The 24,516-nt window shown below is 72.3% G+C and carries 25 protein-coding genes and 2 pseudogenes; 13 read left to right on the top strand and 14 right to left on the bottom strand.

The window, feature by feature from the left end; translation table 11 throughout:
- Positions 1 to 58: 58 nt before the first annotated feature.
- From CW362_RS17190 to CW362_RS17175, 4 genes are read right to left on the bottom strand one after another with little or no spacing between them, the layout of a single operon-like run.
- Positions 59 to 1,165, bottom strand: coding sequence for an XdhC family protein (locus CW362_RS17190; RefSeq protein ID WP_103550354.1), 1,107 nt, complete (start codon positions 1,163 to 1,165; stop codon positions 59 to 61).
- Positions 1,158 to 3,284 carry a xanthine dehydrogenase family protein molybdopterin-binding subunit gene (locus CW362_RS17185; RefSeq protein WP_103550353.1) on the bottom strand — a complete coding sequence of 709 codons (2,127 nt, stop codon included), beginning with the start codon at positions 3,282 to 3,284 and terminating at the stop codon, positions 1,158 to 1,160. Before CW362_RS17185 ends, CW362_RS17190 begins: the two co-directional genes overlap by 8 nt.
- Positions 3,281 to 4,273 carry an FAD binding domain-containing protein gene (locus tag CW362_RS17180; RefSeq protein ID WP_103550352.1) on the bottom strand — a complete coding sequence of 331 codons (993 nt, stop codon included), beginning with the start codon at positions 4,271 to 4,273 and terminating at the stop codon, positions 3,281 to 3,283. Before CW362_RS17180 ends, CW362_RS17185 begins: the two co-directional genes overlap by 4 nt.
- Entirely contained in the window at positions 4,270 to 4,851 is a 582-nt protein-coding gene (locus CW362_RS17175) for a (2Fe-2S)-binding protein (protein ID WP_103550351.1), read from the bottom strand. The genes CW362_RS17180 and CW362_RS17175 overlap by 4 nt, the downstream gene beginning before the upstream one ends.
- Before the next feature lie 340 nt (positions 4,852 to 5,191).
- On the opposite strand from CW362_RS17175, the gene CW362_RS17170 reads away from it, so the two are divergent.
- Positions 5,192 to 5,803 (top strand): TetR/AcrR family transcriptional regulator, encoded by a 612-nt coding sequence (locus tag CW362_RS17170; protein WP_103550350.1) that lies wholly within the window; start codon positions 5,192 to 5,194, stop codon positions 5,801 to 5,803.
- Positions 5,804 to 5,931: 128 nt separating this feature from the next.
- On the opposite strand, the gene CW362_RS17165 is transcribed toward CW362_RS17170, so the two are convergent.
- Positions 5,932 to 6,657, bottom strand: coding sequence for a carbon-nitrogen hydrolase family protein (locus tag CW362_RS17165; RefSeq protein ID WP_103550349.1), 726 nt, complete (start codon positions 6,655 to 6,657; stop codon positions 5,932 to 5,934).
- A gap of 103 nt (positions 6,658 to 6,760) precedes the next feature.
- Here CW362_RS17165 and CW362_RS17160 point away from each other — a divergent pair, with 103 nt between their 5' ends.
- Complete coding sequence (locus CW362_RS17160; protein WP_103550348.1) at positions 6,761 to 8,362, top strand: alpha-amylase family glycosyl hydrolase; 1,602 nt, start codon at positions 6,761 to 6,763, stop codon at positions 8,360 to 8,362.
- Between the two features lie 113 nt (positions 8,363 to 8,475).
- Here the strand turns inward: CW362_RS17160 and CW362_RS17155 are convergent, their stop codons facing one another.
- Positions 8,476 to 9,195, bottom strand: coding sequence for a flavodoxin family protein (locus CW362_RS17155; RefSeq protein ID WP_103550347.1), 720 nt, complete (start codon positions 9,193 to 9,195; stop codon positions 8,476 to 8,478).
- Positions 9,196 to 9,319: 124 nt separating this feature from the next.
- Here CW362_RS17155 and CW362_RS17150 point away from each other — a divergent pair, with 124 nt between their 5' ends.
- Positions 9,320 to 10,321, top strand: a complete 1,002-nt coding sequence (locus CW362_RS17150; RefSeq protein WP_103550346.1) for an NAD-dependent epimerase/dehydratase family protein — start codon at positions 9,320 to 9,322, stop codon at positions 10,319 to 10,321.
- A gap of 82 nt (positions 10,322 to 10,403) precedes the next feature.
- Here the strand turns inward: CW362_RS17150 and CW362_RS17145 are convergent, their stop codons facing one another.
- Both CW362_RS17145 and CW362_RS17140 read right to left on the bottom strand, forming a co-directional pair.
- Positions 10,404 to 11,513, bottom strand: a complete 1,110-nt coding sequence (locus CW362_RS17145) for a sensor histidine kinase (protein WP_103550345.1) — start codon at positions 11,511 to 11,513, stop codon at positions 10,404 to 10,406.
- A gap of 2 nt (positions 11,514 to 11,515) precedes the next feature.
- Positions 11,516 to 12,241, bottom strand: a complete 726-nt coding sequence (locus CW362_RS17140) for a response regulator transcription factor (protein WP_103550344.1) — start codon at positions 12,239 to 12,241, stop codon at positions 11,516 to 11,518.
- Between the two features lie 114 nt (positions 12,242 to 12,355).
- On the opposite strand from CW362_RS17140, the gene CW362_RS17135 reads away from it, so the two are divergent.
- From CW362_RS17135 to CW362_RS17125, 3 genes are read left to right on the top strand one after another with little or no spacing between them, the layout of a single operon-like run.
- A complete protein-coding gene (locus CW362_RS17135; RefSeq protein ID WP_103550343.1) occupies positions 12,356 to 13,060 on the top strand; it encodes a glycosyltransferase family 2 protein in 705 nt (234 codons plus the stop codon).
- Positions 13,057 to 13,674 carry a TIGR04282 family arsenosugar biosynthesis glycosyltransferase gene (locus CW362_RS17130; protein ID WP_103550342.1) on the top strand — a complete coding sequence of 206 codons (618 nt, stop codon included), beginning with the start codon at positions 13,057 to 13,059 and terminating at the stop codon, positions 13,672 to 13,674. Before CW362_RS17135 ends, CW362_RS17130 begins: the two co-directional genes overlap by 4 nt.
- Positions 13,671 to 14,411, top strand: a complete 741-nt coding sequence (locus CW362_RS17125) for a class I SAM-dependent methyltransferase (RefSeq protein ID WP_103550341.1) — start codon at positions 13,671 to 13,673, stop codon at positions 14,409 to 14,411. Before CW362_RS17130 ends, CW362_RS17125 begins: the two co-directional genes overlap by 4 nt.
- Before the next feature lie 298 nt (positions 14,412 to 14,709).
- Here CW362_RS17125 and CW362_RS17120 read toward each other — a convergent pair whose 3' ends face one another.
- Complete coding sequence (locus CW362_RS17120; protein ID WP_103550340.1) at positions 14,710 to 15,939, bottom strand: molybdopterin-dependent oxidoreductase; 1,230 nt, start codon at positions 15,937 to 15,939, stop codon at positions 14,710 to 14,712.
- A gap of 113 nt (positions 15,940 to 16,052) precedes the next feature.
- Here CW362_RS17120 and CW362_RS17115 point away from each other — a divergent pair, with 113 nt between their 5' ends.
- The 4 genes from CW362_RS17115 to CW362_RS44525 all read left to right on the top strand — a co-directional run bounded on the left by CW362_RS17115 (position 16,053) and on the right by CW362_RS44525 (position 18,667).
- Positions 16,053 to 17,435 carry a hypothetical protein gene (locus CW362_RS17115; protein WP_376450044.1) on the top strand — a complete coding sequence of 461 codons (1,383 nt, stop codon included), beginning with the start codon at positions 16,053 to 16,055 and terminating at the stop codon, positions 17,433 to 17,435.
- A 149-nt stretch (positions 17,436 to 17,584) separates the two neighbouring features.
- On the top strand, positions 17,585 to 17,725 hold the full coding sequence (locus CW362_RS43330) for a hypothetical protein (protein ID WP_162684110.1): 141 nt from the start codon (positions 17,585 to 17,587) through the stop codon (positions 17,723 to 17,725).
- A gap of 15 nt (positions 17,726 to 17,740) precedes the next feature.
- Positions 17,741 to 18,274, top strand: coding sequence for a DinB family protein (locus CW362_RS17110; protein ID WP_103550339.1), 534 nt, complete (start codon positions 17,741 to 17,743; stop codon positions 18,272 to 18,274).
- A gap of 45 nt (positions 18,275 to 18,319) precedes the next feature.
- Positions 18,320 to 18,667: a zf-HC2 domain-containing protein gene (locus CW362_RS44525; RefSeq protein ID WP_240657832.1), complete on the top strand. Its 348-nt coding sequence runs from the start codon at positions 18,320 to 18,322 to the stop codon at positions 18,665 to 18,667.
- 109 nt (positions 18,668 to 18,776) lie between these two features.
- Here CW362_RS44525 and CW362_RS17100 read toward each other — a convergent pair whose 3' ends face one another.
- Together CW362_RS17100 and CW362_RS45635 are read right to left on the bottom strand one after the other, a co-directional pair.
- Entirely contained in the window at positions 18,777 to 19,451 is a 675-nt protein-coding gene (locus CW362_RS17100) for a fasciclin domain-containing protein (RefSeq protein ID WP_103550338.1), read from the bottom strand.
- A gap of 288 nt (positions 19,452 to 19,739) precedes the next feature.
- Positions 19,740 to 20,306 (bottom strand): annotated as a pseudogene (locus CW362_RS45635) (molybdopterin-binding oxidoreductase); the annotation flags it as partial.
- A gap of 561 nt (positions 20,307 to 20,867) precedes the next feature.
- On the opposite strand from CW362_RS45635, the gene CW362_RS45295 reads away from it, so the two are divergent.
- Positions 20,868 to 20,996, top strand: coding sequence for a hypothetical protein (locus CW362_RS45295; protein WP_276313674.1), 129 nt, complete (start codon positions 20,868 to 20,870; stop codon positions 20,994 to 20,996).
- Between the two features lie 149 nt (positions 20,997 to 21,145).
- Here the strand turns inward: CW362_RS45295 and CW362_RS17085 are convergent, their stop codons facing one another.
- Positions 21,146 to 21,598, bottom strand: coding sequence for a hypothetical protein (locus CW362_RS17085; protein ID WP_103550337.1), 453 nt, complete (start codon positions 21,596 to 21,598; stop codon positions 21,146 to 21,148).
- 60 nt (positions 21,599 to 21,658) lie between these two features.
- Between CW362_RS17085 and CW362_RS17080 the strand changes: the two genes are divergently transcribed.
- Both CW362_RS17080 and CW362_RS45290 read left to right on the top strand, forming a co-directional pair.
- Positions 21,659 to 22,516 (top strand): hypothetical protein, encoded by an 858-nt coding sequence (locus CW362_RS17080; protein WP_103550336.1) that lies wholly within the window; start codon positions 21,659 to 21,661, stop codon positions 22,514 to 22,516.
- 141 nt (positions 22,517 to 22,657) lie between these two features.
- Positions 22,658 to 22,792 carry a hypothetical protein gene (locus CW362_RS45290; protein ID WP_276313673.1) on the top strand — a complete coding sequence of 45 codons (135 nt, stop codon included), beginning with the start codon at positions 22,658 to 22,660 and terminating at the stop codon, positions 22,790 to 22,792.
- Positions 22,793 to 23,506: 714 nt separating this feature from the next.
- On the opposite strand, the pseudogene CW362_RS17070 reads toward CW362_RS45290, so the two are convergent.
- Both CW362_RS17070 and CW362_RS44060 read right to left on the bottom strand, forming a co-directional pair.
- Positions 23,507 to 23,662 (bottom strand): annotated as a pseudogene (locus CW362_RS17070) (IS5/IS1182 family transposase); the annotation flags it as partial.
- A gap of 180 nt (positions 23,663 to 23,842) precedes the next feature.
- Positions 23,843 to 24,304, bottom strand: a complete 462-nt coding sequence (locus CW362_RS44060; RefSeq protein ID WP_206300974.1) for a DUF6193 family natural product biosynthesis protein — start codon at positions 24,302 to 24,304, stop codon at positions 23,843 to 23,845.
- Between the last annotated feature and the right edge of the window lie 212 nt (positions 24,305 to 24,516).

Here is a 24,516-nt window from a genome sequence, read left to right as displayed (position 1 = left end):
TTAGACCGTGTCCGCGGCCCGACCTCATGCCGACGGTGACTGTTGCGCCGGCGCGAGATCAGTGGATCGGGGTTCCCGCTCCTGTCAGGGGGCGGCCCGTTCCGCCTCTGTGGACCGCGACGATCTCCGCCGCGATCGACAGGGCGGTCTCCTCGGCCGTACGGCCCTTGAGGTCGAGCCCGATGGGCGACCTGAGCCGCGCCAACTCCTCCGTGCGCAGGCCCGCTTCGCGCAGCCTGCGGTTCCGGTCGGCGTGGGTACGGCGTGAACCCATCGCGCCCACGAAGGCGACCGGCAGCCGCAGCGCCACCTCCAGCAGGGGGATGTCGAACTTGGCGTCGTGCGTCAGGACGCACAGCACGGTCCGTTCGTCGGTCCGGGTCTCCCGCAGATAGCGGTGGGGCCAGTCCACGACGACCTCGTCCGCTTCGGGAAAACGAGCCCGCGTGGTGAAGACCGGCCGAGCGTCGCACACCGTGACGTGGTAGCCCAGGAACTTCCCGGCCCGCACCAGGGCCGCGGCGAAGTCGATCGAGCCGAACACGATCATCCGAGGCGGCGGTGTGCGAGCCTCCACGAACAGGGTGAGTCCACGGGGGCGGTGCGAGCCGTCCGGCGACAGGTCGGCCGTACCCGTGCGCCCCGCGTCGAGCGCGGCCCGGGCTCGCGTCGCGGCCGTGCGGTCGAGGTCCTCGTGGATCCCGAGGCCGCCCTCGGTGGAGCCGTCGCCGTGGACGAGCAGGGCGGCGCCGAGGTGTCCGGGCCGCTCGTCGACCACTCGGGCCAGGGCGACCGGCTCGCCCCTTTCCGTGGCGTCCGACGCGGATCGCAGCAGTGCCCTGACCGGCGTACCGGCGAACACGGGGGTGACCAGCACGTCGAGGACACCGCCGCAGGTCAGGCCCACGGCGAAGGCGTCCTCGTCGCTGTAGCCGAACCGCTCCACGACGCTCTGCCCGGTCTCCAGCGCCTGGGCGCACAGGTCGTGGACCGCGCCCTCGACGCAGCCGCCCGACACCGAGCCGATGACGGTGCCGGCCCGGTCGACGGCGAGGGCGGCACCGGGACCGCGTGGTGCGCTGCCGCTGACGGACACGACGGTGGCGACGGCGACGTCACGGCCGTCGTCGAGCCAGTCCTTCAATTCCGGGAGCAGGTCAAGCATCGTCGCCCGCTGCCGTGAGAACGCGGTCCGGGCGGATGGGCAGGTGGCGCTGCCGTACGCCTGTGGCGTGCCAGACCGCGTTGGCGACGGCGGCCGCGGCACCGACGATGCCCACCTCGCCGATGCCCTTGATGCCGACCGGGTCGTCGGGGTCGGTGTCGTCCACCCAGTCCGCCTCGACGCGCGGGACGTCGGCATGGGTGGCCACGTGGTAGTTGGCCAGGTCGGCGCCGACCGGGCCGCCGAACGCCGGGTCGCGCACGGCTTCCTCGTGCAGGGCCATGGAGATGCCCCAGATCATTCCGCCGGTGAACTGGCCGCGTGCGGTCAGCGGGTTGACGATGCGGCCCGCGGCGAAGACGCCGAGCATGCGGCGTACGCGCACCTCACCCGTGGCCGGGTCCACGGCGACCTCGGCGAACTGGGCGCCGTAGGAGTGCCGTTCCATGTTCGTGAGCGCCGCGATCTGCGCGGTGGTGTCCGAGCGTACGGTGATCCCTTCGGCGGGGATCACGGTGCCGGGAACGAGGTGCTCTCGCAGGGTGGTGGCGGCCGCGGTGATGGCCAGGGACCAGGAGCGGGTGCCCATCGAACCGCCGGCGATCATCGCGGGGCCGAAGTCGCTGTCCCCGATCCGCACGGTCACCTGATCGGGTGCGGCGTCGAGGGCGTCGGCGGCGACGAGGGTGAGCGCGGTCCGGGCACCCGTTCCGATGTCGGCGGCCGATATCCGTACGGTGAAGCGGCCGTCGGCCTCGGCGGTGATGGCGGCCGTGGAGGGGGCCGCGCCTGCCTGGAAGGACGCGGCGGCGGTGCCGGTGCCCAGCAGCCAGCGGCCGTCGCGCCGTACACGGGGGCGGGGATCGCGCCGGCCCCAGCCGAAGCGGCCGGCGCCTTCCTCGAAACAGGCCCGCAGGTTGCGGCCGGCGAAGGGCAGGCCGGAGACGGGGCCCTTGTCGGGCTCGTTGCGCAGGCGCAGTTCGATCGGGTCGATCCCGCACTTCTCGGCGAGCTCGTCGAGCGCTGTCTCCAGGGCGAAGGAACCCGGCGCCTCGCCGGGCGCGCGCATGAAGGTGGGGCTGGGTACGTCGAGCCGTACGACGCGGTTCTCGGTGTGGTGGGCGTCGGCGTCGTACATCGTCCGTGCCACACCGGCACTCGACTCGACGAACTCGTAGATCGTGCCGGTTCGGCTCACCGAGCGGTGGTCCAGGGCGCGCAGCCGCCCGTCGGCGTCGGCTCCGAGCCTGACCCGCTGGACCGTGGGGCTGCGGTGGCCGGCCAGTGCGAACATCTGGGGCCGGGTCAGGGCCACGCGCACCGGCCGGTCGAGGATCGTCGCGGCCATCACGGCCGCCACCTGGTGGGCGCGTACGCCCTTGCTGCCGAATCCGCCGCCGACGTGCTCCGAACGCACGCGCACCGACGCGGGATCCAGCGAGAACAGGTTGGCCAGCTCGCCGACCACCCAGGTGGCACCCTGGTTGGAATCGACCACTTCCAGGCGGCCGTCCTCCCAGCGGGCGGTCGCGGCGTGGGGCTCCATGGGGTGGTGGTGTTCTTCCGGGGTGGTGTACTCCTCGTCCACGACGGCGGCCGACGCGGCCAGTTCGGCTTCCAGGTCGCCCTTGTCCGTCACCCCGGGCATGTGACCGTCCGCGGGGTAGGAGTCCGGGTGGTCCCCGTGGAATTCGATGTCGTGCGGCAGCACCTCGTAGTCGACGACCAGGGCCTCGGCCGCTTCCCGTGCCTGCTCGGGCGTCTCCGCGACGACGAGGGCCACCGGCCAGCCCAGGTGGGGCACGGTGTCGTTCTGGAAGACGGCGCAGGTGGGGTCGGGCCTGATGCCCATCAGGCCGGCGTAGTCGGTGTTCAGGCGTGGGGCGCCGCGGTGGTCCAGGACGGCGAGGACACCGGGCATCTCGAGGACGGGTGCGCTCGCGATGTCACGGATGCGGCCCCGCGCCACGGTGGACAGGACCAGCCATCCGTAGCCCAGGCCGGTGAAGGGGACGTCGCCTGCATAGCGGGCGGCGCCGGTGACCTTGTCCCGGCCCTCCACGCGCACGTGGGCGGTGCCGACCGCGCGTACGGCGGTCTTCTGTGCGGTGGTGGTCATCGCGCGGCCTCCTCGTCGAGCTCGCTCAGCACGGCCACGGTCAGGTTGCGCATCAGGGGCACCTTGTATCCGTTGTGCGGCAGCGGCCGGGCCGCCTCCAGTTCGGCTTCGGCGGCGGCCGCGTACGTCTCGGCGGTCGCGGGCGCCCCGATCAGGGCCTGCTCGGCGGTTCGGGCGCGCCAGGGCCGGGAGGCGACCGCGCCGAACGCGAGGCGTGCGTCGCGCACGATTCCGTCGCGGATGTCGAGCGCGGCGGCGACGGAGCCGATCGCGAAGGCGTAGGAGGCCCGTTCGCGTACCTTGCGGTACCGGGAGCGGGCCGCCACCGGCAGCGGCGGCAGCGAGACACCGGTGATCAGCGCGCCCGCCGGCAGGGCGGTCTCGCGGTCCGGTGTGCCGGCGACGGGCGGATACAGCTGGTCCAGCGGCAACTCGCCCCTTCCGTCGGCGGTTTCGTAGTGCACGACGGCGTCGAGGGCGGCCAGGGCGACGGCCATGTCCGAGGGGTGCACGGCCACGCAGCTTTCGGAGGCACCGAGGATGGCGTGGTTGTGGTGCTCGCCGCCGAGGGCCGGACAGCCGCTGCCGGGGTCGCGTTTGTTGCACGGCTTGGTCGTGTCGGTGAAGTAGGCGCAGCGGGTGCGCTGGAGGAGGTTGCCGCCGACCGTGGCCATGTTGCGCAGCTGGCCGGAGGCACCGGCGAGCACCGCCTGGGTCAGTACCGGGTAGCGGCCGCGGATGCCGGGATGGGCGGCGAGATCGCTGTTGGTGACGGTCGCGCCGATACGCAGTCCGCCGTCCGGGGTCGACTCGATGCGGTCCAGGGGCAGTTGCCGTACGTCGACGAGACGGGCGGGGCGCTCCACGCCGCTTTTCATCAGGTCGACCAGGTTGGTGCCGCCGGCGAGGTAGCGCGCGTCCGGATCGGCGTCGAGGAGGGCGACGGCACCCGAGACGTCGGGCGCCTTGCGGTAGTCGAACTCCTTCATGCGGCGGCCTCCCCCGACTGTGCCGAGGTGTCCGCCGCCGACGAGGCGTCGTCGGCGTCGGCGGCTCGTGCGACGGCCTCGACGATCGACGGGTACGCGCTGCACCGGCACAGGTTGCCGCTCATCCGCTCACGGATCTCCTCGGGGGTCAACGGTGCCGGCCCGGCTGCCGGACGTACGTCTTCGGAAGCGGCGCTGGGCCATCCGGCGGCGTGTTCCGCGAGCATGCCGATCGCCGAACAGATCTGCCCTGGTGTGCAGTAGCCGCACTGGTAGCCGTCGAGGTCGAGGAACGCCTGCTGGACCGGATGCAGTCGGCCGCCGGTCGCCATGCCTTCGATGGTGGTGATCTCACGCCCTTCGGCCGCGACCGCGAACTGCAGACAGGCCACTGTCCTGCGGCCGTCGACCAGAACGGTGCAGGCACCGCACTGGCCCTGGTCGCAGCCCTTCTTCGTGCCGGTCAGGTCGAGCCGCTCGCGCAGGGCGTCGAGCAGGGTGGTGCGGTGGTCGACGGGCAGCGTGTGCTTCTCGCCGTTGACGTGCAGGGTGATGACGCTGGACGTCGATAAACCCATGAGCAACTTCTTTCAGGTGTGACGTACTTGGGGTGTGACGGCCTCGGTGCCGAGGCCGGGCGGCTTCTTGGCATGCGTCTTGCGGCGATGACAGCGTTGCCAACGGTGCGGCATCGCGGGCGATATGGAGTACGTGAGGGAGGCGAGGCGCTCGGGTGGAACGAAGTACGCGGCAGGGCCACGGATGGACGGCCCCGACGACCTCGACGGGCTGACGTGCAGGCCATGGCTGCGGCTAGGCTGGACTCGAACCGGACAGCCGTCCACTACCCGGAAACGTAACGGACAGCTGTCCGCTTATCAAGGATGCGATTCGGCCACACGACTTGAGGAGCGACGAGTGCGGCACGAGAAGGACCCCCCTCTGCGCTCGGACGCGCAGCGCAACCGCGAGCGCATCCTCTGCATCGCCCTGCATGAGCTGACGCAGTGTCCGGACGCACCGCTCAGCGTCATCGCCAAGAAGGCCGGCGTCGGCCAGGGCACGCTCTACCGGAACTTCCCCAACCGCGAGACCCTCGTCCTGGAGATCTACCGCCACGAGATGCAGCAGGTCGCCGACAGCGCGCCCCGGCTCCTCCAGGAGTTCCCACCGCACCAGGCCCTGCGCGTCTGGATGGACCGGCTGGCCGAGTTCGCCATGACCAAAGCAGGCCTGGCCGACGCGATCCGCCTCGCCACCAGTGCGCCCGGAGGCCCCACGAGGCCCTCTCCCACGCCGGTCGCCGAGGCGGCCGAACTCCTGCTGCGCGCCGGCGAGGAGGCGGGCGCCATCCGCCCCGGGGTCACCGCCGACGATTTCCTCCTCGCCATCGCGGGCCTGTGGCAGATGACGCCGGAAGAGGGCTGGCGGCCGCGCGCCGGCCGCCTCCTCGACCTCGTCATGGACGGGTTGCGGGCAGGCGCTCCCCGGCCGCACCCCCTCGTCGAGCAGCACGGACACCCGGACTGAACGCATCCGGCCGTGGACGCCGACGGCGGCGCCGATCCGCGCCCGCATCCGGAGTCGGAGCATCGCAGAGATGCGATGCGCCTCCAGCTCGAAGGACGGGACTCGAAGGACGGGACTCGAATCGCCCGTCAGCCGAGCAGGGCCGCCGTGATCTCGCCCGCGTCACGACCGGCCCGGGCGACCGGTTCTCCGCCCCGCCCCCAGATGCCCGAGCCGCCGGAGGTCTGTGCGTAGGAGCCGCTGGGGCCGGCCGCGGTGGAGAGGACGACCCAGACGCCGTGGGCGGCGGCGCGCTCCCGCATGTGGGCGTCCCGGCGAGCCCCGGAGTCGGGGCCGGGGCCGTAGAGGGTGCTCGCCACGTAGGCGTCGATGCCGAGCGCCGCCGTGTCAGCGGCGTGCCGGGGCACGGCGGCGTCGTAGCAGATGGCCAGCCCGAGCCTCCACCCGTCGACGGTGATCACCGCGGGCTTCTCACCGGGGCTGAACCGGTCAAACTCGGGTCCGTGCAGCCACATCTTCCGGTACACCGCCGTCACGCCGTCACCGGTCACGGCCAGAGTGGCGATGCGGTCGCGGCCGTCCTCGTCGCTGATCGGCGCGCCGACCAGCGCCACCGAGCCGGTGGCACGGCAAGCGTCCACCAAGGGCCCGAGACGACCGTCGTCCAGGGCCAGCGAGGGCGCGCCGAGGTCGTATCCGGTGAGGGAGAGCTCGGGGAAGACCACCAGTCTCGCGTTCGCCCGCTCGACGGCCCGCGCGTGTTCCCCGACGTTCGCCGGGACGTCCGCTCCGGCCCACACGGGCTGGACGGCGGCCACCGCCAGCGGCTCCCTCTTCACTCCACTCGTCTCCATGACCCGGATTATCCAAGAGCCGGCCACACCCTCGGCACAAACGGCGGCCGAACGGCGACCCGCGGGGCAGCGGACACCCGGTGCGCTGACCTATCGTCCGGGTATGACCTCGTTCCGCCCCGCCCCCGCCTGGCTGGCCGACGCCGTCTTCTACCAGATCTATCCGCAGTCGTTCGCCGACTCGAACGGTGACGGCATCGGTGACTTCGACGGAATCACCGAGCGCCTCGACCACCTCGCGTGGCTGGGCGTCAACGCCGTGTGGCTCAACCCGTGTTTCGTGTCCCCCTTCGGCGACGCCGGGTACGACGTCGCCGACTACCTGCGCGTCGCACCCCGCTACGGCACGTACGACGACCTCGCCCGCCTCGTCGACGAAGCGGGCCGCCGCGGCATCCGCGTCCTCCTCGACCTCGTGGCGGGCCACACCTCCGACCAGCACCCCTGGTTCCGGGCCGCAATGGACGATCCGGCCGACGACCGGTACATCTGGGCCCCCGAGGGTCACTCACCGGACGGATTCGTCCCCTCCCCCGGGAGCCGCCCGGGGACGTACCTGCCGAACTTCTTCGCCTTCCAGCCCGCCCTCAACTTCGGCTACGGGCGCGCCCGTCCGGACGAGCCCTGGCGCCTGCCGGTCGACGCGCCGGGTCCGCGCGCCAACCGGGCGGCGCTGCGCGCGGTGATGGACCACTGGCTCGGCCTCGGACTGGCAGGCTTCCGCGTGGACATGGCCGCCTCGCTCGTGAAGGACGACCCGGACAAGCGCGAGACGGCCGCGGTCTGGACGGAGTTGAGGCACTGGCTGGACGACGCGCACCCGGAGGCCGTACTGCTCTCGGAGTGGGGCGAGCCCGAGGTGTCCGTCCCCGCGGGGTTCCACGCGGACTTCTTCCTCCAGTTCGGCGGTCCCACCGACGGGCGCGCCCTGCGCTCGCTGTGGAGCAACGGCGAGGGCACGGTCAACGAGGCCTGGGACCCGCTCGACTGCTTCTTCGACCCCGAGGGCCGCGGCTCGCCGCACCCGTTCGTGGAGGCCTGGCGCGACGCGGCCGACGCGCTCGGCGACAGCGGGTTCATCGCGCTCCCGACCGCCAACCACGACTTCTCCCGCCTCAACTGCGGTCCCCGCACGGCCGGTCAACTGCCCGCCGCCTTCGTCTTCCAGCTGACCTGGCCGACCCTTCCGGCGATCTACTACGGCGACGAGATCGGCATGCGCTACGTTCCGGGGCTGCCCGGGAAGGAGGGCAGCGTGCTGGGCCCGCGCTACAACCGCGCGGGTTCCCGTACGCCGATGCAGTGGGACGAGGGCCCGGGCGCCGGTTTCTCCACGGCCCCGGCCGACCGGCTGTACCTCCCCCTCGACCCGGCCCCGGACCGCCCGACGGTCGCCGCCCAACGGGCCGACGACACCTCGCTCCTGCACCTCGTACGCCGTCTGGTCGCCTTGCGCAAGGGCGCGCCGGAGCTGGGGCCGGGCGGCTCGGTCGAGGTGCTGCACGCCGGGTACCCGTTCGTGTACGTGCGGGGCGGCCGGTATCTCGTCGTGGTCAACCCGCGTCGTGAGCAGGCGAGTTGCTCCGTCGAACGGATCGCCGTCGCCCGCTCCCTGGAATCGGACGGGGTCGGGATCGAGGCGGGCACGGTGAGCGCCCGGGGATTCGGTCACGGCGTCTTCGAACTCGCCGACGCGCGGGGCTGATCCTGAACGACCGCCGTTCCCGGCGGGGCCCCGCAGCGACGACCGCGGGGCCCCGTCCGGCCGGCCTCCCGGCCGAAGGCCGGCCATGGGACGGAACCTCCTGGGCGACGGATTCAGCGGTGCTCGGGGTTCTCTGCTCCCGGCCGGCAGCCCGCGTCCCATTCCGAGCGCTGGTTGCCGTGGGCGGGAATCCCCCCGGCACGCTTGAGGAGGGCGGCGAGGTGGAGGAGGTTCCAGGTCATGAAGCTGGTGTTGCGGTTGGTGAAGTCGTTCTCGGGGCCGCCGGATCCCGGGTCGAGGTAGGACGGGCCGGGGCCGGCCGCGCCGATCCAGCCGGCGTCCGCCTGGGGCGGGATCGTGTAGCCGAGGTGCTGGAGGCTGTAGAGGACGTTCATGGCGCAGTGCTTCACGCCGTCCTCGTTGCCGGTGATCAGGCAGCCGCCGACGCGGCCGTAGTAGGCGTACTGGCCCTGGGAGTTCAGCAGTGAGGAGCAGGCGTAGAGGCGCTCGACGACCTTTTTCGTCACCGAGCTGTTGTCGCCCAGCCAGATCGGGCCGGCGAGCACGAGGATGTCGGCGGCCATCACCTTCTCGTAGAGGGCTGGCCACTCGTCGGTGGCGAAGCCGTGCTCGGTCATGTCCGGGTAGACACCGGTGGCGATGTCGTGGTCGATCGCCCGGATCTCGGCCGTCGACACGCCCTGCGCGTCCATGATCGAACGGCTCTTGTCGATCAGCCCCTGGGTGTGGCTGAGCTGCGGGGACGGTTTGAGGGTGCAGTTGATGTAGAGGGCACTGAGGTCGTCGAACCGGTGGGGAGAGGGTGCGTCCATGACGGGCAGCGTCTCGCGTGCCGGGCGTCGTCCCCTGGTTCGACGCGCCCGTGACGTCTTACGGAGTGATGACGCGTCCGGCGGGTCACGGTGCTCGGCGGGCCTCCGGACCTAGCGTGGCCGTATGCGTGTACTGGTCACCGGCGGTGCCGGGTTCATCGGGTCCCATCTCGTCGACGTGCTGCGGGGGCGGGGGCACGAGCCGGTCGTGTACGACGTCCGTGAGGATCCCGGCGCCGACGTGCGCGACCCCGCCGCCGTGGCACGGGCCCTGGCCGGGGTCGACGCGGTGTGCCATCAGGCGGCGATGGTCGGGCTCGGTGACGGCGTCCTCGACGCGGCGGAGTACGTCTCCCGCAACGACCTGGGCACCGCCGTGCTGCTCACCGCCATGGCGGAGGCGGGGGTACGGCGTCTCGTGCTGGCCGGATCGATGGTCGTCTACGGGGAGGGGCGGTACGCGTGCCCGCGGCACGGGGTCGTACGGCCCGGGCCGCGCGCCGTCGGTGACCTCGAAGCGGGCCGGTTCGAGCCCGCCTGCCCGGTGTGCGGGCAGGACCTGGCTCCGGGTCTGGTCGGCGAGGACGCCCCTGCCGATCCGCGCAACGTGTACGCCACGACCAAGCTCGCCCAGGAGCATCTGGCCGCCGCGTGGGCCCGCTGCACCGGCGGGTCGGCGGTGTCGCTGCGCTACCACAACGTGTACGGGCCCGGGATGCCCCGCGACACCCCGTACGCCGGGGTGGCCTCCTTCTTCCGGTCCTCGCTGGCCCGGGGCGAGGCCCCGCGCGTCTTCGAGGACGGGCGACAGCTACGGGACTTCGTGCATGTGCGGGACGTGGCCGCGGCCAACCTCGCCGCACTGGAGGCCGAGGCGCGGGGCGGGGCGCTGACCGCGTACAACACCGGCAGTGGAGAACCGCACACCGTCGGGGAGATGGCCCGGGCGTTGGCCTCCGCGTACGGCGGGCCCGAGCCGGTCGTGACCGGCGCGTACCGGCTCGGGGACGTACGGCACATCACCGCGGACTCCTCGCGGCTGCGCGGCGAGCTGGGGTGGAAGCCGGTGGTCGGCTTCGAGGACGGGATGGCAGAGTTCGCGCGGGCCGGGATGCGGGGGGCGTAGGACTGGTGGTGCCCACGTCCCGGAAGGCGTGGCGCGCGGCACCACCTCGAAGCGAAAGGCGTGGGGCCGGTGGTGCCCGCGTTCATGAAGGTGCGGCGGGCAGCACCACCTCGAAGCGGCAGCCTCCGGGGATGTTGCGTACGGTGGCCCGGCCCTGGTGCGCCTCCACGATCCCCCGGACGATGGCCAGCCCCAGGCCCGCCCCGGCCGGCGGCGTCCGGGCGTGCGTACCGCGCCAGCCGGTGTCGAAGACCCGGGGGAGGTCCGTCTCGGGGATGCCGCCGCAGCCGTCCGTCACGGACAGCACCACGCCTTCGGACGAGCGTTCGGCCGCGACCGCGACCGTTCCGTCGGCCGGGGTCCGGCGGATCGCGTTGACCAGCAGATTGCCCAGGACCCGGCTCATCTCCTTGGCGTCCACCTCCACCGGCACCGGCTCCACCCCGGCGCCGACCAGCCGCACGCCGTGTTCGCGGGCCAGCGGGTCCGCGCCCGCCAAGGCGTCTCCGACCAGGTCGTAGAGCGAGATGCGGGAGGGGACCAGCGGAAGCGTCCCGGCGTGGATGCGGGAGAGCTCGAAGAGGTCGCCGACCATGCCGTTGAGGCGTTCGACCTCGGTGCGCATCTGCCTCAGGTAACGGTGGGGGTCGGCGGCCACTCCGTCCTCCAGCGCCTCCGCCATGGCCCGTAGACCCGCCAGGGGGGTGCGCAGGTCGTGCGAGATCCAGGCGACCAGTTCGCGCCGGGAGCGCTCCAGGGTGCGCTCGCGCTCTCTGGACTCGGCCAGCCTGGCACTGGTGGCCGCCAGTTCACGGCTCACCGCCTCCAGTTCGGCGGTGGCCGGGCCGTGCGGTGCGGCGAACCGGCCCTCGGCGAACGAGCGCGCGGCGTCGACGAGTTCGTGGCTGCGGGCCACCACCCAGCGGCCCAGCAGCAGGGCGGTGGCCAGGGAGACCACTGCCGCCATGGCGACGACCGTCGTCACCACGGACAGGTCGTGCGGGGAGAGGAACATCGCCCAGGCGACGACGAGCGTGCCCGCGAGCATCGCGACGACCCCGACCGCCGCGACCACGGCGAGCGAGGCGGTCAGCGAGCGGCGGCGGACCAGTCGCAGCACGCCCGCCCCGGCGAGGCCGGTGACGGCGGCGCCCGCGAAGGCGTACAGGGCGATGAGCAGGGTGTCCGACACGGTCACTCACCACCCGGTTCGAAGCGGTAGCCCACGCCCCATACGGTCTGGATCAGGAGGGGCCGGGCCGGGTCGTCCTCGACCTTGCCGCGGAGCCGGCGGACATGGACGGTGACGGTCGACAGGTCACCGAAATCCCAGCCCCACACCTCGCGCATCAGATCCTGTCTGCTGAATGCCCGGCCGGGGTGGCGCAGGAAGAACGAGAGCAGGTCGAACTCGCGGAGCGTGAGGGAGAGTTCGACGCCGTCGCGGGTGGCCCTGCGGGCGGTGGGGTCGATGGCGACGCCGCCCGCTCGGAGGGGACGGCTTCCGGCATCGGGCCGGGAGCGGCGCAGTACGGACTCCACGCGCAGGACCAGTTCCCGGGGGCTGAACGGCTTGGTGACGTAGTCGTCGGCACCGACCTCCAGACCGAGGACGCGGTCCTCCTCGTCACCGCGCGCCGTCAGCATGATGACCGGCACGGGGCCCCTGCGCCGCAGCCGCCCGCACACCTCCAGACCGTCCATGCCGGGCAGCATCAGGTCCAGGACCACCAGGTCCGGCCGGTGTTCCTCCGCACGCACGAGGGCGGTCGGCCCGTCGTCGGCGCGGTCCACCAGGTAGCCGGCCCGGTCGAGGTATCCGGCGACCACCTCGGAGACGGTCGGGTCGTCGTCGACGACCAGGACCCGGGCGGTTCGGTCCACGCCCGGCGCTTCCACGGGCTCGTACGGCTGTCGCATCCTCCCAGCCTGGCACCTCGGCGGTCGACGCACGGCCCCTGGGCCCCGGCGCGGGCCCGACGTCCGCGTTTCGTAAGGAGCACAGGTCCGATATGCGCCATTCGCGTTCGTACAGTGAAAGCCGTGACCATCTCACCACCCTCAGACGTCGACGTCGTCCTGCCGTGCCTGAACGAGGCCGGGGCCCTGCCCTGGGTGCTCGCGCGGATCCCGGCCCGCTGGCGAGCCCTCGTGGTCGACAACGGTTCCACCGACGACTCCGCGGAGATCGCCCGCTCGCTCGGTGCGACCGTCGTGCACGAGCCGCGCCGGGGTTTCGGCGCGGCCTGTCACGCGGGCCTGACGGCCGCGACCGCGGAGGTCGTCTGCTTCTGCGACTGCGACGCCTCCCTCGACCCCGCGCTGCTCGTGCCCTTCGTCGAGGAGATCCGCGGGAACGAGGCCGACCTGGTCCTCGGGCGGCGTCGGCCGCACGGCCGGGCCGCCTGGCCCGCGCACGCCCGCGCGGGAAACCTGGCGCTCGCCCGCATGCTGCGCCGCCGCACCGGGCTGCGCCTGCACGACCTCGGCCCGCTGCGCGCCGCCCGCCGCGAGCAGCTGCTCGGCCTCGGACTCACGGACCGGCGCAGTGGCTATCCCCTGCAGATGGTGGTGCGCGCCGCCGACGCGGGCTGGCGCATCACCGAGCACGACGTGCCGTATCTGCCGCGCACCGGCGCCTCGAAGGTCACGGGCACCTGGCGGGGTACGTGGCAGGCGGTCCGGGACATGAGCCGGGTCCTCCGGGAGACGCCGGTGCGGGCGGGGAGCGCCCGGTGACCACACTGCTCGTCATCGCCAAGGAACCCCTGCCGGGCCGGGTCAAGACCCGGCTCACCCCTCCGTTCACCCCGAAGGAGGCCGCGGAGCTCGCGGAGGCGGCCCTCGCCGACACCCTGCAGACGGTCGCCGCCGCGCCGGCCTCACGGCGGGTCCTCGTCCTCGACGGCGCCCCCGGCCCCTGGCTGCCGCCCGGATTCGACGTCCTGCCGCAGTGCGCGGGCGGGCTGGACGAACGGCTGGCGGACGCCTTCGACCGCTGTGACGGTCCCGCCCTGCTCATCGGGATGGACACACCGCAGGTGACTCCGGAACTGCTCACCGTGGACTTCGACGGCTGCGACGCCTGGTTCGGCCCGGCCCAGGACGGCGGCTTCTGGGCGCTCGGGCTGGCCGAGCCCGACCCCCGTCTGCTGCGGGGCGTGCCCATGTCGACGCCGGTGACCGGGACCGTGCAGCGGGAGCGGCTCGTCGCCGCCGGGCTGCGGGTGCGTGACCTGCCCTGTCTACGGGACGTGGACACCGCCGCGGACGCGCACGCGGCCGCCGTCCTGGCCCCGCGAGGCAGGTTCGCGACGCACCTCGCACGGTGTGCTGCGGCGGGCCGCCGATGAGCACCACCGTGCCGCCCTGGGCCACCGCCGACTCCTACGAGGCCGCCCTGCACGCCGGGCGGGGGCCGTTGTTCCTGCGCCGCGCCGACGGCTGGCTGCTGCCGCTGGAGGTGGAACGGTGGTGCGCGCGTGCCGACGCCGTCGACCAGGACGTCCTGGACCGGTGCGAGGGCGCCGTGCTGGACGTCGGATGCGGACCGGGGCGGCTGGTCGCCGAACTCGCCGGGCGGGGACGGACCGCCCTGGGCATCGACGTGAGCGGGGCCGCGGTCGAGCACACGGTGCGGCTCGGGGGCCGGGCGCTGCGGCGCTCGGTGTTCGATCCGCTGCCCCGCGAGGGCCGCTGGGGCACCGTCCTGCTGATGGACGGCAACATCGGCATCGGGGGCGACCCGTCGGCGCTCCTGAACCGGGTGGCCGGGCTGCTGCGACCGCGCGGACTGCTGCTCGCCGAGACCGCGCCGCAGGACGTCGACGAACGCGTCCGCGTCCGCATCACCGACGCCGGCAGCGCCGCCGGAGCTCCCTTCCCGTGGGCCCGGCTCGGCACCCCCGCCCTGCTGCGCTACGCGCGGGGGTGGGAGCCGGCCGGTCAGTGGTCGGCCGGGGGCCGTCGCTTCCTCGCCCTGCGCACCCGCACCACCAGCAGCAGCGCCGAGCCGGCGAAGAGGGCGGCCGTGATCAGCAGCCAGCGGGCGAGGAAGCCGTCCGGCGACAGTCCGGTGGCCGACCGGTAACGCGCGGCCGTCATGCCGGAGATCAGCGGGAACCACACGAGCAGCAGCAGGCCGGAGAGGGCGGCGGGCACCCGGACGTACATCGTCCGGGTGCCGAGCCCTCCTACGATCACCCGGTCCGCCGCCGCGTACAGGGGCAGCAGGACGAGGTCGTGCAGTACCGCGGCCCCGACGATCCACAGCGCCACGCGGGACCAGTCGTCGGCGAGGAGACGCACGCCCGCGTAGGCGGCGAGTGCGAACGAGCAGAGGAGCAGCAGGAGGGCGAAGGGGCCCCCGATCGCGATCCGGTGGCGCATCACAGGTCTCCGAACGTCAGCCGGGCCACCCATTTGGTGTTCAGCACACCGGGCGCCGCGGGCACGATGATCCGCGCCGGGTGGCCGTGGTCGGGGGACAGCTCCTCACCGTTGACGTACAGGGCGAGCAGGGAACGCGGGTCGGCCACCTGGTTGGCGCGCAGGGCCGCGCGGCGGAAGGCACCGTGCCGCTGGAGGGACTCGACGAACAGATCGGGCGGATCGCCGTCGTAGCCGACGAGCGCCGCGAGGTCGCGCAGCCGGACCCCGCGCCACCACTGGTCGGAGGTCGACCAGCCCTCGACGCAGGCGATGGGCAACGCCGCGCTGTGCGAGGGGAGTTCGTCGAGCTGGGCGCGGCTGAGGCGGACGGTGCCGGTGCGTCCGGTGATGACGAGCCGCCAGGCGTCCTCGCTCGTCTCCGCCGGGTCGATGCCGGCGTACGCGGCGGTCTTGTTGATCTGGAAGCCGTTCGGGCCGGTACCGGGGTCGGCGCCGCCGTGCGGCGCGAGGAGGGCCGTGCGGCGCAACCAGTCGAAGCTCTGTCCGACCGTCGTCGAGAACAGCAGCAGCGAACCGCCCCCGACGAACCACAGGGCGCCTCGCCGGGAGACCGTCGGCTCCGCGGGGGCCGGGGACACCAGGTCGTTCCGCTCCTCCCGCGACCGCCGCAGATTGCGCAGCGCCGTGGGCGTCTTCAGCAGCGCGTGGGCCACGAAGGCCGCGAAGAACACCCATGCCCCGTAGAAGTGCAGCACGTAGAACGAGCCCGGGAAGACGTAGTCGAGCTGGACGTTCAGGACTCCGGTCACGAACTCGAAGAGTCCGCCGCCCACCAGCAGCACCAGCGACAGCCGCTCCAGCGCGTGCGTGAGCGAGCGGGCCGGGGGCAGTGCGAACAGCCTCGGCACCACCGACCACAGCTTGGCGAGCAGGACGGGGATCAGGGTGATGCCGAGCGTGACGTGGAGGCCCTGGGTGAGCCGGTACAGCCAGTGCGGGCTCGTCGGCCAGGCGAAGAGGTAGAAGCCGAGGACGCCCTTGTCGGGGGTCTTGTCGTTCACCGGTGACAGGTCCGGGTTGTAGGCGGCGTACGAGACCAGACCCGTCACGAACAGCACCGTGATGCCGACGAGCAGGACGAGGCCCAGCACGGACGTGAACCAGGGGCCGCGCAGGGGGCTGCGCCAGAACCGTGGGGAGAAGGGGAGCCGTGGATCGTCTCGCATGATCCGACCGTAGGTCCTGGCACCCCCTGGAAGGGCTCCCCGACCTGTGACGAAACGCTGACGTCCGGCCCGGTCGGCAGCCCGCTTCCCGTCGGTCGGCCTAGCGTGCCGGTGTGACCCGCACCCTGCCCTCCGCCGAGGCGCGCATCCCGCACGACGGCGACTCCCTCCGCGATCTGCGCCGCGACCTGTACGCCGCCGGGGCCGCCACCGCGCTCGTGACGGCGGCCGTGCTGATCGGCCGCCGCATCCAGGACACCGATCACACGCTCCGCGTCGACTGGCCACCGCTGCTGGCGTCCTGGGGACCGCACATGGGTCCCGGCACCCCGGCGGCCGTGCTCGTCGCGGCGGCCACCGTGGCGTACGGCCCGGCCCTCGCGGCCCGTCTCCGCTGGCGGCCCCTGCTCCTGACGGCGTGGGCCACGTCCCTGGCGTGGACCTTCGGCCTCGCGCTGATCGACGGCTGGCAGCGGGGCGTCGCCGGGCGCCTCACCACGCGCCACGAGTACCTCCAGGGCATCGACCGCTTCCACGACATCCCCGGCACCCTGAGGGACTTCACCCACCACATCCTGCTCCACTCCCCCGACAACTGGCCCGCGCACATCGCCGGACACCCCCCGGCCGCCACCCTCACCTTCGTCCTGCTCGACCGCGTCGGGCTGCACGGCGGTGGCTGGGCCGGGGCCTGGTGCATCACCGTCGGCGCGACGGCCTGCACGGCGGTGCTCGTCACGGTGCGGACGCTGGCCGGGGAAGTCCTCGCGCGCCGGGCCGCCCCGTTCCTGGTGCTCGCCCCGGCAGCGGTGTGGGCGGGCACCTCGGCGGACGCCTACTTCGCCGCCGTGGCGGCCTGGTCCGTGGCACTGCTCGCACTGGCCGTCACCCGGGGTTCCCTGACCGCGGCCGGCGCGGGCGGGCTCCTGTTCGGCCTGACCTGCTACCTGTCCTACGGCCTCACCCTCATCGGGCTGATCGCGGCAGCCGTGCTGTGGCTCGGGCGGCACGGGGTGCGGAGACGGCCGATGCTGCTGGTGGCGATGTCCGCGGGGGCGGCCGTGGTCCCGGTGGTCTTCACGCTCGCCGGATTCGACTGGTGGGAGGCGTACCGGCTGCTGGTCACGCGGTACTTCCAGGGCGCGGGCGGAGTGCGCCCGTACGCGTACTGGGTGTGGGCGAATCTCGCCTGCACGGTCCTGATCACGGGTCTGGCGACGGCGGCGGGACTGCGGCGTACGGGGACCGTCCTGCTGCGGCGGGACCCCGCGGACCGCGGTACCGGGCGCCTCGCGCTCCTTGTCACCGTCGCCGTCCTCTCCCTGCTGGTCGCCGACCTCTCCGGGATGAGCAAGGCGGAGACGGAACGTATCTGGCTCCCCTTCGCGCTGTGGCTCCTCCCCTCCTGCGCGCTCCTCACCCGCCCCCGCGCCTGGCTCGTGGCCCAGGCGGCGCTCGCACTCCTCCTCAACCACCTGCTGCGTACCGGGTGGTGACGGCCACCCCCTCGAGACCGCTGCCCAGAGCCGGAACAGCCGCGAAGGCCGGATCCACGATCAACGGGCCGGAAAAGATCATCCGACCGGGCGTGAGGTCCGGAAACGGAACTCGCTCCCGCTCGGTCCGCAGGAACGGTTCACCGGCGGTGGGCGGTCGCGGCGACCGCGGTCAGGAGGGCGAGGGAGAGAACGCCGCCGGCAAGGAGCTCCTCGTCCGTGACGTGGTCGGCGGCCTGTCACCGCTGCCGGAGACGGACCTCGAGATCCGCCTCCACGACGTCGACTGAAGGCAGGGTGGCATCATGCACGACATCAACGCACTGCTGCGTGAGTACGACCGGGCCCGCGCCTACACCGACGAGCTGTGGAAGGACCTCACCCCGGACGAGGTGACCTGGCGCCCGCACGAGAACTCGAGCGCCATCGGCTGGCACCTGGGTCACCAGGCCCACGTCGCCCACTTCATGATCCGCAACCTCACCGCCGCCGAGCCCAGCCCCGACCCGGAACTGGACGCGCTCATGGACTCGGCCAACCCGGAGAAGTTCCGCGGCGCACTGCCCACCGTCGAACGGCTCACCACCTTCCGTGACACCGTCGCCGAACGCGTCCACGCCCGCATCGGCGACATCGCCACCGGCAGGGTAGGCGCCCCCACCCAGCTGACCATCGTCGCCAATCACCTGCTGCTCGCACTGATCAACCACGAGTACCAGCACGACCAGTGGATCGGCGAGGTCCGTGCCGACAACCTCGGTCACGTCCTCCCCCCGGACCCCGCCTCGGGCTGGCTCACCCGCGTCGACGGCTACCTCGTCTGCAACCCCTGCCCCTGACCCCTCCACCGGACACGCCCTCTTCCCCATCCGCTCGGCGGCTCGGTGCACAGCCCCCGTTCGCGCGAAGAGCACACGACGCCCGGGAACACGATCTCCCTGAACCGCGGTCACCTCCGCGCCGGCGGAGGTGACCGCAAGGCCGCCCGGCTCGAGCATCAGCAGGCGTACGACGAGGTGACCGAGCAGGTCGAGAGGCGCCTGGAGCCGGAGCGGGTACGACGTTTGACCACGAAGGATGCGCACGCTCTGACAGGCGCCCACGCGGTGCACGCGCTCCACGACGAGGAACGTGCCGCCTTCGAGCGTCACCTGACCGGGTGCGAGGCGTGCGCGCAGGGGTCGCGGAGTTCACGGCCACCGCCGGGCGTCCGGCTCTGGCTCTGGCCCTGACCTCCACGGTGCGCACGCCTCCTGTCGTGCGGGGGCAAAGGAACGCACGCCGCTCGCATCGCTCCCCTGAGGGCGACCGGGCAAAGCGTGCGCCCCGGCGGCACAGGTGTCAGCTCTTGGGCATCAGGACGGTGTCGATGACGTAGACGTTGGCGTTGGCGGTCTTCACGTTGCCGCAGACGACCTCGGCGGAGTCGTTGACCGTGTAGGACTCACCGGAGCCGGAGGTCGTCAGCTTCGACTTCTCCAGGGTCGTGAAGGAGCCGTTCTCCAGGTCCTTCGGGGTGAGCCTCTGGCCGACGACGTGGTAGGTGAGGATCTTCGTCAGCTGCTCCTTGTCGTTGAGGACCTTGTCCAGGGTCGCCTTCGGGATCTTGGCGAAGGCGTCGTTCGTCGGCGCGAACACGGTGATGTTCTGGGCGTTGTTGAGCGTGTCGACCAGGCCCGCCTTCTTCACCGCCGTCACGAGGGTGGAGAGCTCCGGGTTGTTGGAGGCGGCGGTGGCGACCGGGTCCTTGGCCATGCCGTCGAAGGAGCCGGCGCCGTCCTTCGGAACGGAGGCGCAGGCGGGCCCGAACGGCTGGTCCGTGCTGCTCGCGCTGCTGCTCGCACTACCGCTCGAACCGGCCATGTCGTCACCGCTCTTCGTCGCCGCGGCTGCCGCCGTGCCGGCGGAATCGGACGTGCCCGAGTCGCCGCCACCGCTGGAACAGGCGGTCAGGGCCAGGGGAATCACGGCGGCGGCGGCGAGAAGGCCGGTGGAACGACGGGTACGCGTGTTCATCATGTTCTCCTGTGGAACGGCGCAGCACGATGCGGCTGCGTTCGGGGTTGCGGAAAGGGTGGGTCTCGAAAAGGGCCCGAGACCCTCGTGGTTGGGGAGGGTGGAGGGTCAATCCACGGTCACGAAGACGGAGTGCCGGCCGCCGGCGCCGTCAGGCATCGCGCGCGTACGTCTCTCCGTCTGTGCGGTGCCGTCGTGGTCGGTCGCGCGGGCGGTGAGGGTGTGACCGCCTTTGGCTGCCTGCCGGGGAAGGGGCCACTGGCGCCAGGTGTCCCGGGTGTTCTCCGCGGCCGCCAGGACGAGTCCCCGCCGGTCCCATCTCTCGGGCCCGGGCAGACCGTCTCCGGCCTCCTCCGTCATGGACTCCGGCGTCGGTGACCGCCTCACCCCGGTCAGACGGCCCACCAACACGTACAGAAGCAGAACTCCGGCGACGGCGCCCGCGACGGAGGGCAGCGCGTCGACGGAGCCGCTCGCGTCGGGGCGGCTGACGGCAGCAGCCGCCCCGACGATCCCGAAGAGGAGGACCCCGGCGGTTCCGACCCGCCGGAACCGCACCGCCGATGCACCCGACGCCAGTGCCGGCACGGCCGGCACGGCCAGGATGCCGAGCTGCGGTACGAGCTCGTCGTCGGTGCCGAAGCGGCGGACCGCCCGGTCCTTGACCGGAGCGGGCGTCGCGTCGATGGAGGCGCCGTCCACCGCGACGACCGGACCGGACTGCGGACGCACCGCTGCCGCGACCACCTCGGCCACCGCCGGCGCGGCGAAGCCGGTCAGCGCCCCGCTCAGCGCGCCCAGCGCCAAACGCGGCGGACCGAGCCGTACTCGCCGATCCTTCTCTTCGTCCCTCACGCGGGGAATCCGGTTCTGCGCACCGGGGTGGATTGGTCCCTCATCTGATCAGGCGAAAAGAGGGCCCCGGCCAATCCATCGCGCGTTCCGCAACGGATTACCTGGTTGGAAAGCCGCCGGACATCGCCATCGCTGTCGTACTCGAGAAGGGGGCCGGGCCTGCTCGCGGGGCGGCTGCGCCGACGCCCCCTGCGGCTGCCTGGGTGTTCCGCCGGCTTGATCGGCTGCTCCACAGGGCGGGACACCACTTCGTGGAGTCCACCGAGACCGCCCGGTCGAGGTCCTCTTCGTCGAGGCGACTCGCTCCGCTCCCCGCACGTGGCCCGGCCGGATGGTGGCCGACCGCGGACCGGCCGCAGCGGCTCCGCGCCGACAAGGCGTATCCCTCCCTCGGGGGCCATGGCGGATCCTTCGGCCCCTCACCCTTGAGAGGCTTTTCGAACCACGAGGAGAAGTCGCCGCCCGGCCCCTCGGAAACGAAAGCATGGGTCGCTGTCAGCTCGGCAAGTTTCCCCCGGCGTCAGCCGGGCCAGGCCCGATATCGCCAACTCCCGCGAGGGCATGCCCCGTTCGTCGTTGTCCCGGCTGCTCACCCACTTGGCTTCGGTGAGCGGGCCCAGCAGCGGGAACGCCCGCTCCAGCGGTGCGGTGTCGGTGCGCCAGCCCTTCCTGGCTCCGCTCGCCACCTGACGCAGGGCCCACCAGGCGGGCAGCACCGTCAGCCCCGCCCCGATCCCGACCAGTTTCCGTCGCTCCAACGCGACCTGGACCTGCGCCTTTTGCCGTACCGCTCGCCGCAGCCGGGGCTTTCGGTCGGACGAGTACGCCGGAAGAAGAGGTCAAGAAGCGAGGACGAGGCCCGTCACTGCCGTCGCGCACGCCGTGAAGCCCAGGGCCATCATCCACACGGCCTGGCGGACGTACCTCTCGCGGTCCCGGCGCTCCTTGCGCACCGCGGCCACCGTGCCCATGTGGACGCTCTTCGACACACGCGGCAGCCGCACCAGCGGGTACGTCTCGCCCACGGTGTGCAGGGGGTTGGGGCCGACGCCCCTGGCGTGCCGGGCCTGCGAGCCGTCCGCTGTCGGGTATTCGTAGCGGGCGCGCAGGGTGTCGGTGCGGACCAGCGGCTCCAGGGCGACCAGGACCGCGGGGACCTCGACGCCCGTCTCCTCCAGTTCCCTCGCCTCACGGAGCGCGTTCCTCTCGCCGCTGAAGCACATCAGGCCGAAGAGGAGCAGGCCGCCGCCCGCCAGGACGAAAGCGCCGAGTACCAGGATGACCATGTCCACAGCGGGACCGTACGTCAGCGGAATATCCCTCGGGAACCCCTGCCGCTTACGATCACGCGCATGTCGATCATCTCGTCCATACCTGTCCTTCTGGGCGACCGCGGCGCCGAACTCCGCGCCGACAGCGGCGGACTGCTCCTGCGCCGCCCCCGCGAGGAGGTCCGCGTCCCCCTCGCCGCCCTCGCGCGCGTGCACGCGAACGGGCGGGCGGTGACCGTGGAGCTGACGGCCCCGGCCGGGACCGAGTCGACCCTGTACCGGATCGAGGGCGTGAGCCGCGCCTCGGGCACGGTCTTCGCGGAGGCGGTGAACGGTTCACTGCCCGAACGTCCCGCCGGCGAGGACCCGGTGGACGGCTCGACGCTCGTGACCGTCACGCCCCGGGACGTCGCGGGCGCGGGCCGGGAGGAGGACGACGGGGACGCGGAGCCGTTGCAGCCGGCCGAGCTCGTCCTCCGCTGCACGATGGTCGCGGTCGGCCTCGGACTCGTCGTCCTCGCCGCGGGCATCGTGGTCGCCGGGGACCATGTGAGCCGCGCGCTCGCGGTGCTGCTGCTCGGCGGCACCGGCCTGGCGATCGGCCGGTTGACGGCCCGCACGGTGGCCCTCCTGTGGAACGAGTGGTACCTGCCCCGCCACGGCATCACCGTCGAAGCGCAGCCCGTCCTCGTCCACGGCGAGGTCGCCTACGGCTACACCACCACCGACGGCAGGCTCCGCCCCGTCCCCGGCAACGTACGCAGCGTACGTGGCGAGACGTACGACGTCGCCTACCACCCCAAGCACCACTCCCGCGTGGTCGCGTGCCAGAGCCTGGGTGCCGTCTTCAAGTGGCTGCCCGTACCGGTCGTCCTCACGGCCGTCACCGTCCTCGTCGGCTGGGGTACCGCCGCCCTCGCCCTCCCCGCCTTCCGCTGAAACGCCCAGAGGCGACCACCCTGCTCGGTGAGTCGGGACGGCACCTGCCCGACCAGCCGGAGGGTGTCCAGCCGGACCTGTGGACCGCACAGGGCGTCGACGGCCAGGCAGTGCAGGATGTCGCGGTCGCAGGAGTAGGTCGTGACGGCGGGGGACCATATCGGCGCGTCGGCCGCCCGGAAGTCGACCCGCTGGGTCAGGAAGAGGCTGCGTGTCTCCGTCCTGCGCTCGTCGCAGGTGAACCCGTGGGCCGCCATGGCCGTGGCCGCCTGCTGACGGCTCATGCCGAAGTGCAGTGGGCCGACGCTCACGAACGGGGTGTAGTCCCACCGAACCCGCTCGGCCTCGTCGACAACCGACCGCATCCGGCACCAGCCTTCTTCGCCCTGAGTTCCTCGCCGTGCCGGGGAACTTCGGCAGCCTACAGTCGCAATGGAGTCCGTCGGCCGAGCGGCCCCGACTCGCTTCCAGCGGTGCCGCCGAGTCAGGTTCCGTCCGGCCGGTCCTGGGCTGTGGGAGGATTCCGTCCATGACGTACATCCGAAGGGGCCGTGCCGCGTAGAACACCAGCTTCGCTTCGACCGCGGGAACGCGGCCGGGGAAGACCCTGGGTCCGGTACCGCGACGTCCCAGGCCTGTCGGGAGCGGCGAACGCCGCCGTCCGTGTGCTCGAACGGGAGCGGTTGTCCCCGGGCGTCGTGGCAGTGGCGCTGAGCGTGTGGTCCGTGCGCGTCCACGGCACCGGGCGCCGGTGGAGGCGGTGGGAGGCCGAGTTCACCTGCCCGTGCTGCGGCGAGGGGTGGGCCCGGGACAAGCTGCAGGACACTCTGTTCATGCTTCCGCCGAGGGCCGCCGGCGAACTCCGGGCGCAGGTGGAGCGCCTGGACGCGGTGCTCCTCGGACGAACGCACCACGAGCCGACGGCGGACCCGGAGTCGGCGTGGTGGCATCGCAGGTGCTGACCGCACCCGTGCCGCCCCCTGAGCGTTTTCAGCGTTGCCTCTCCAGGGCGAGGACGGCTTTGGCGATGGCGGTCATGCGGTTGGGACTGATGCGGGACCTACGGAAGATCTGCCAGGACTTCAGCAGTGCCATGCCGTGTTCGGCCGGCGCCCTCGCCTCGGCCGGGGCCCGGTTAGCTGTCCTTGCCGATCGAAGCGAGGACGGTGCAGTGATTCGTGTGCATCTGTCCATGGAGGCGGCACCCCCGTGGCAGCAGGGTGAAAGCGGAGCGGACATCTACCAGTACTTCGTCGAGGCCCAGGTGGATATAGCTGCCCTGGTCCGCGCAGCTGACCAGTGGGATCTTGCTCTGGCTTCGTTTTCTCAGCCGGTCTGGTCCGATGTGCAAGAACACCGCTTGTCGTCTCCAGGGATCCGGTCCGCCGGGACCGGATCGAGCCGGTCGAGTTTCTCCCGGCCTCCGACGACGGCTGGGCCGCAGCCCGGCGGCAGACCACCGACGACCAGAGCAACGGCTTCCTCGGCGGTGTCCGCCTCCCCGACGATCCGGGAACGGGACGGCCCAACGACGAGGTAGCGCCCGCCAGGAAGGTGCATGATGAACGGAACATCCCAGGACCAGTCACCAGTACACCTGCTGAAGTGCAGGTCCTGGTGGCTGCTCGAGGGGTGCAACTGCCGGAGAAGCGGCTCCGCATACGCGGCTCCCACCAGTCTGGCGTCCATGTACTCCTTGTGAAGCAGTCGCTGCCACGCAGCTTCCACGACATCGTCCTGACCGGGCTCGGCGTCATCGGAAGCACTCCGCGGATCCATCCATGCCATGCGCCCATTCTGCCGCCCCGTGCGCCGACCGACCTTTTACCCGGACCGGTTCGCCGGAGACGGCCTGCGGATCGGCCGCGTCCACCTGAGACAGGGACCAGATCGGCCGAGACGAGACATTCACCGCCGACGCCACCCCATCAGCGGCCACGCCGAAAACGGCTCTGGCCGCAGTTCCGTGAACAACTGGTCGGGGGTGCCGCAAGGCCGTT

The organism is Streptomyces populi (genome assembly GCF_002911015.1).
GTDB classification, from domain to species: Bacteria; Actinomycetota; Actinomycetes; order Streptomycetales; family Streptomycetaceae; genus Streptomyces; species Streptomyces populi.
This window is presented reverse-complemented; position numbering and strand designations above follow the sequence as displayed.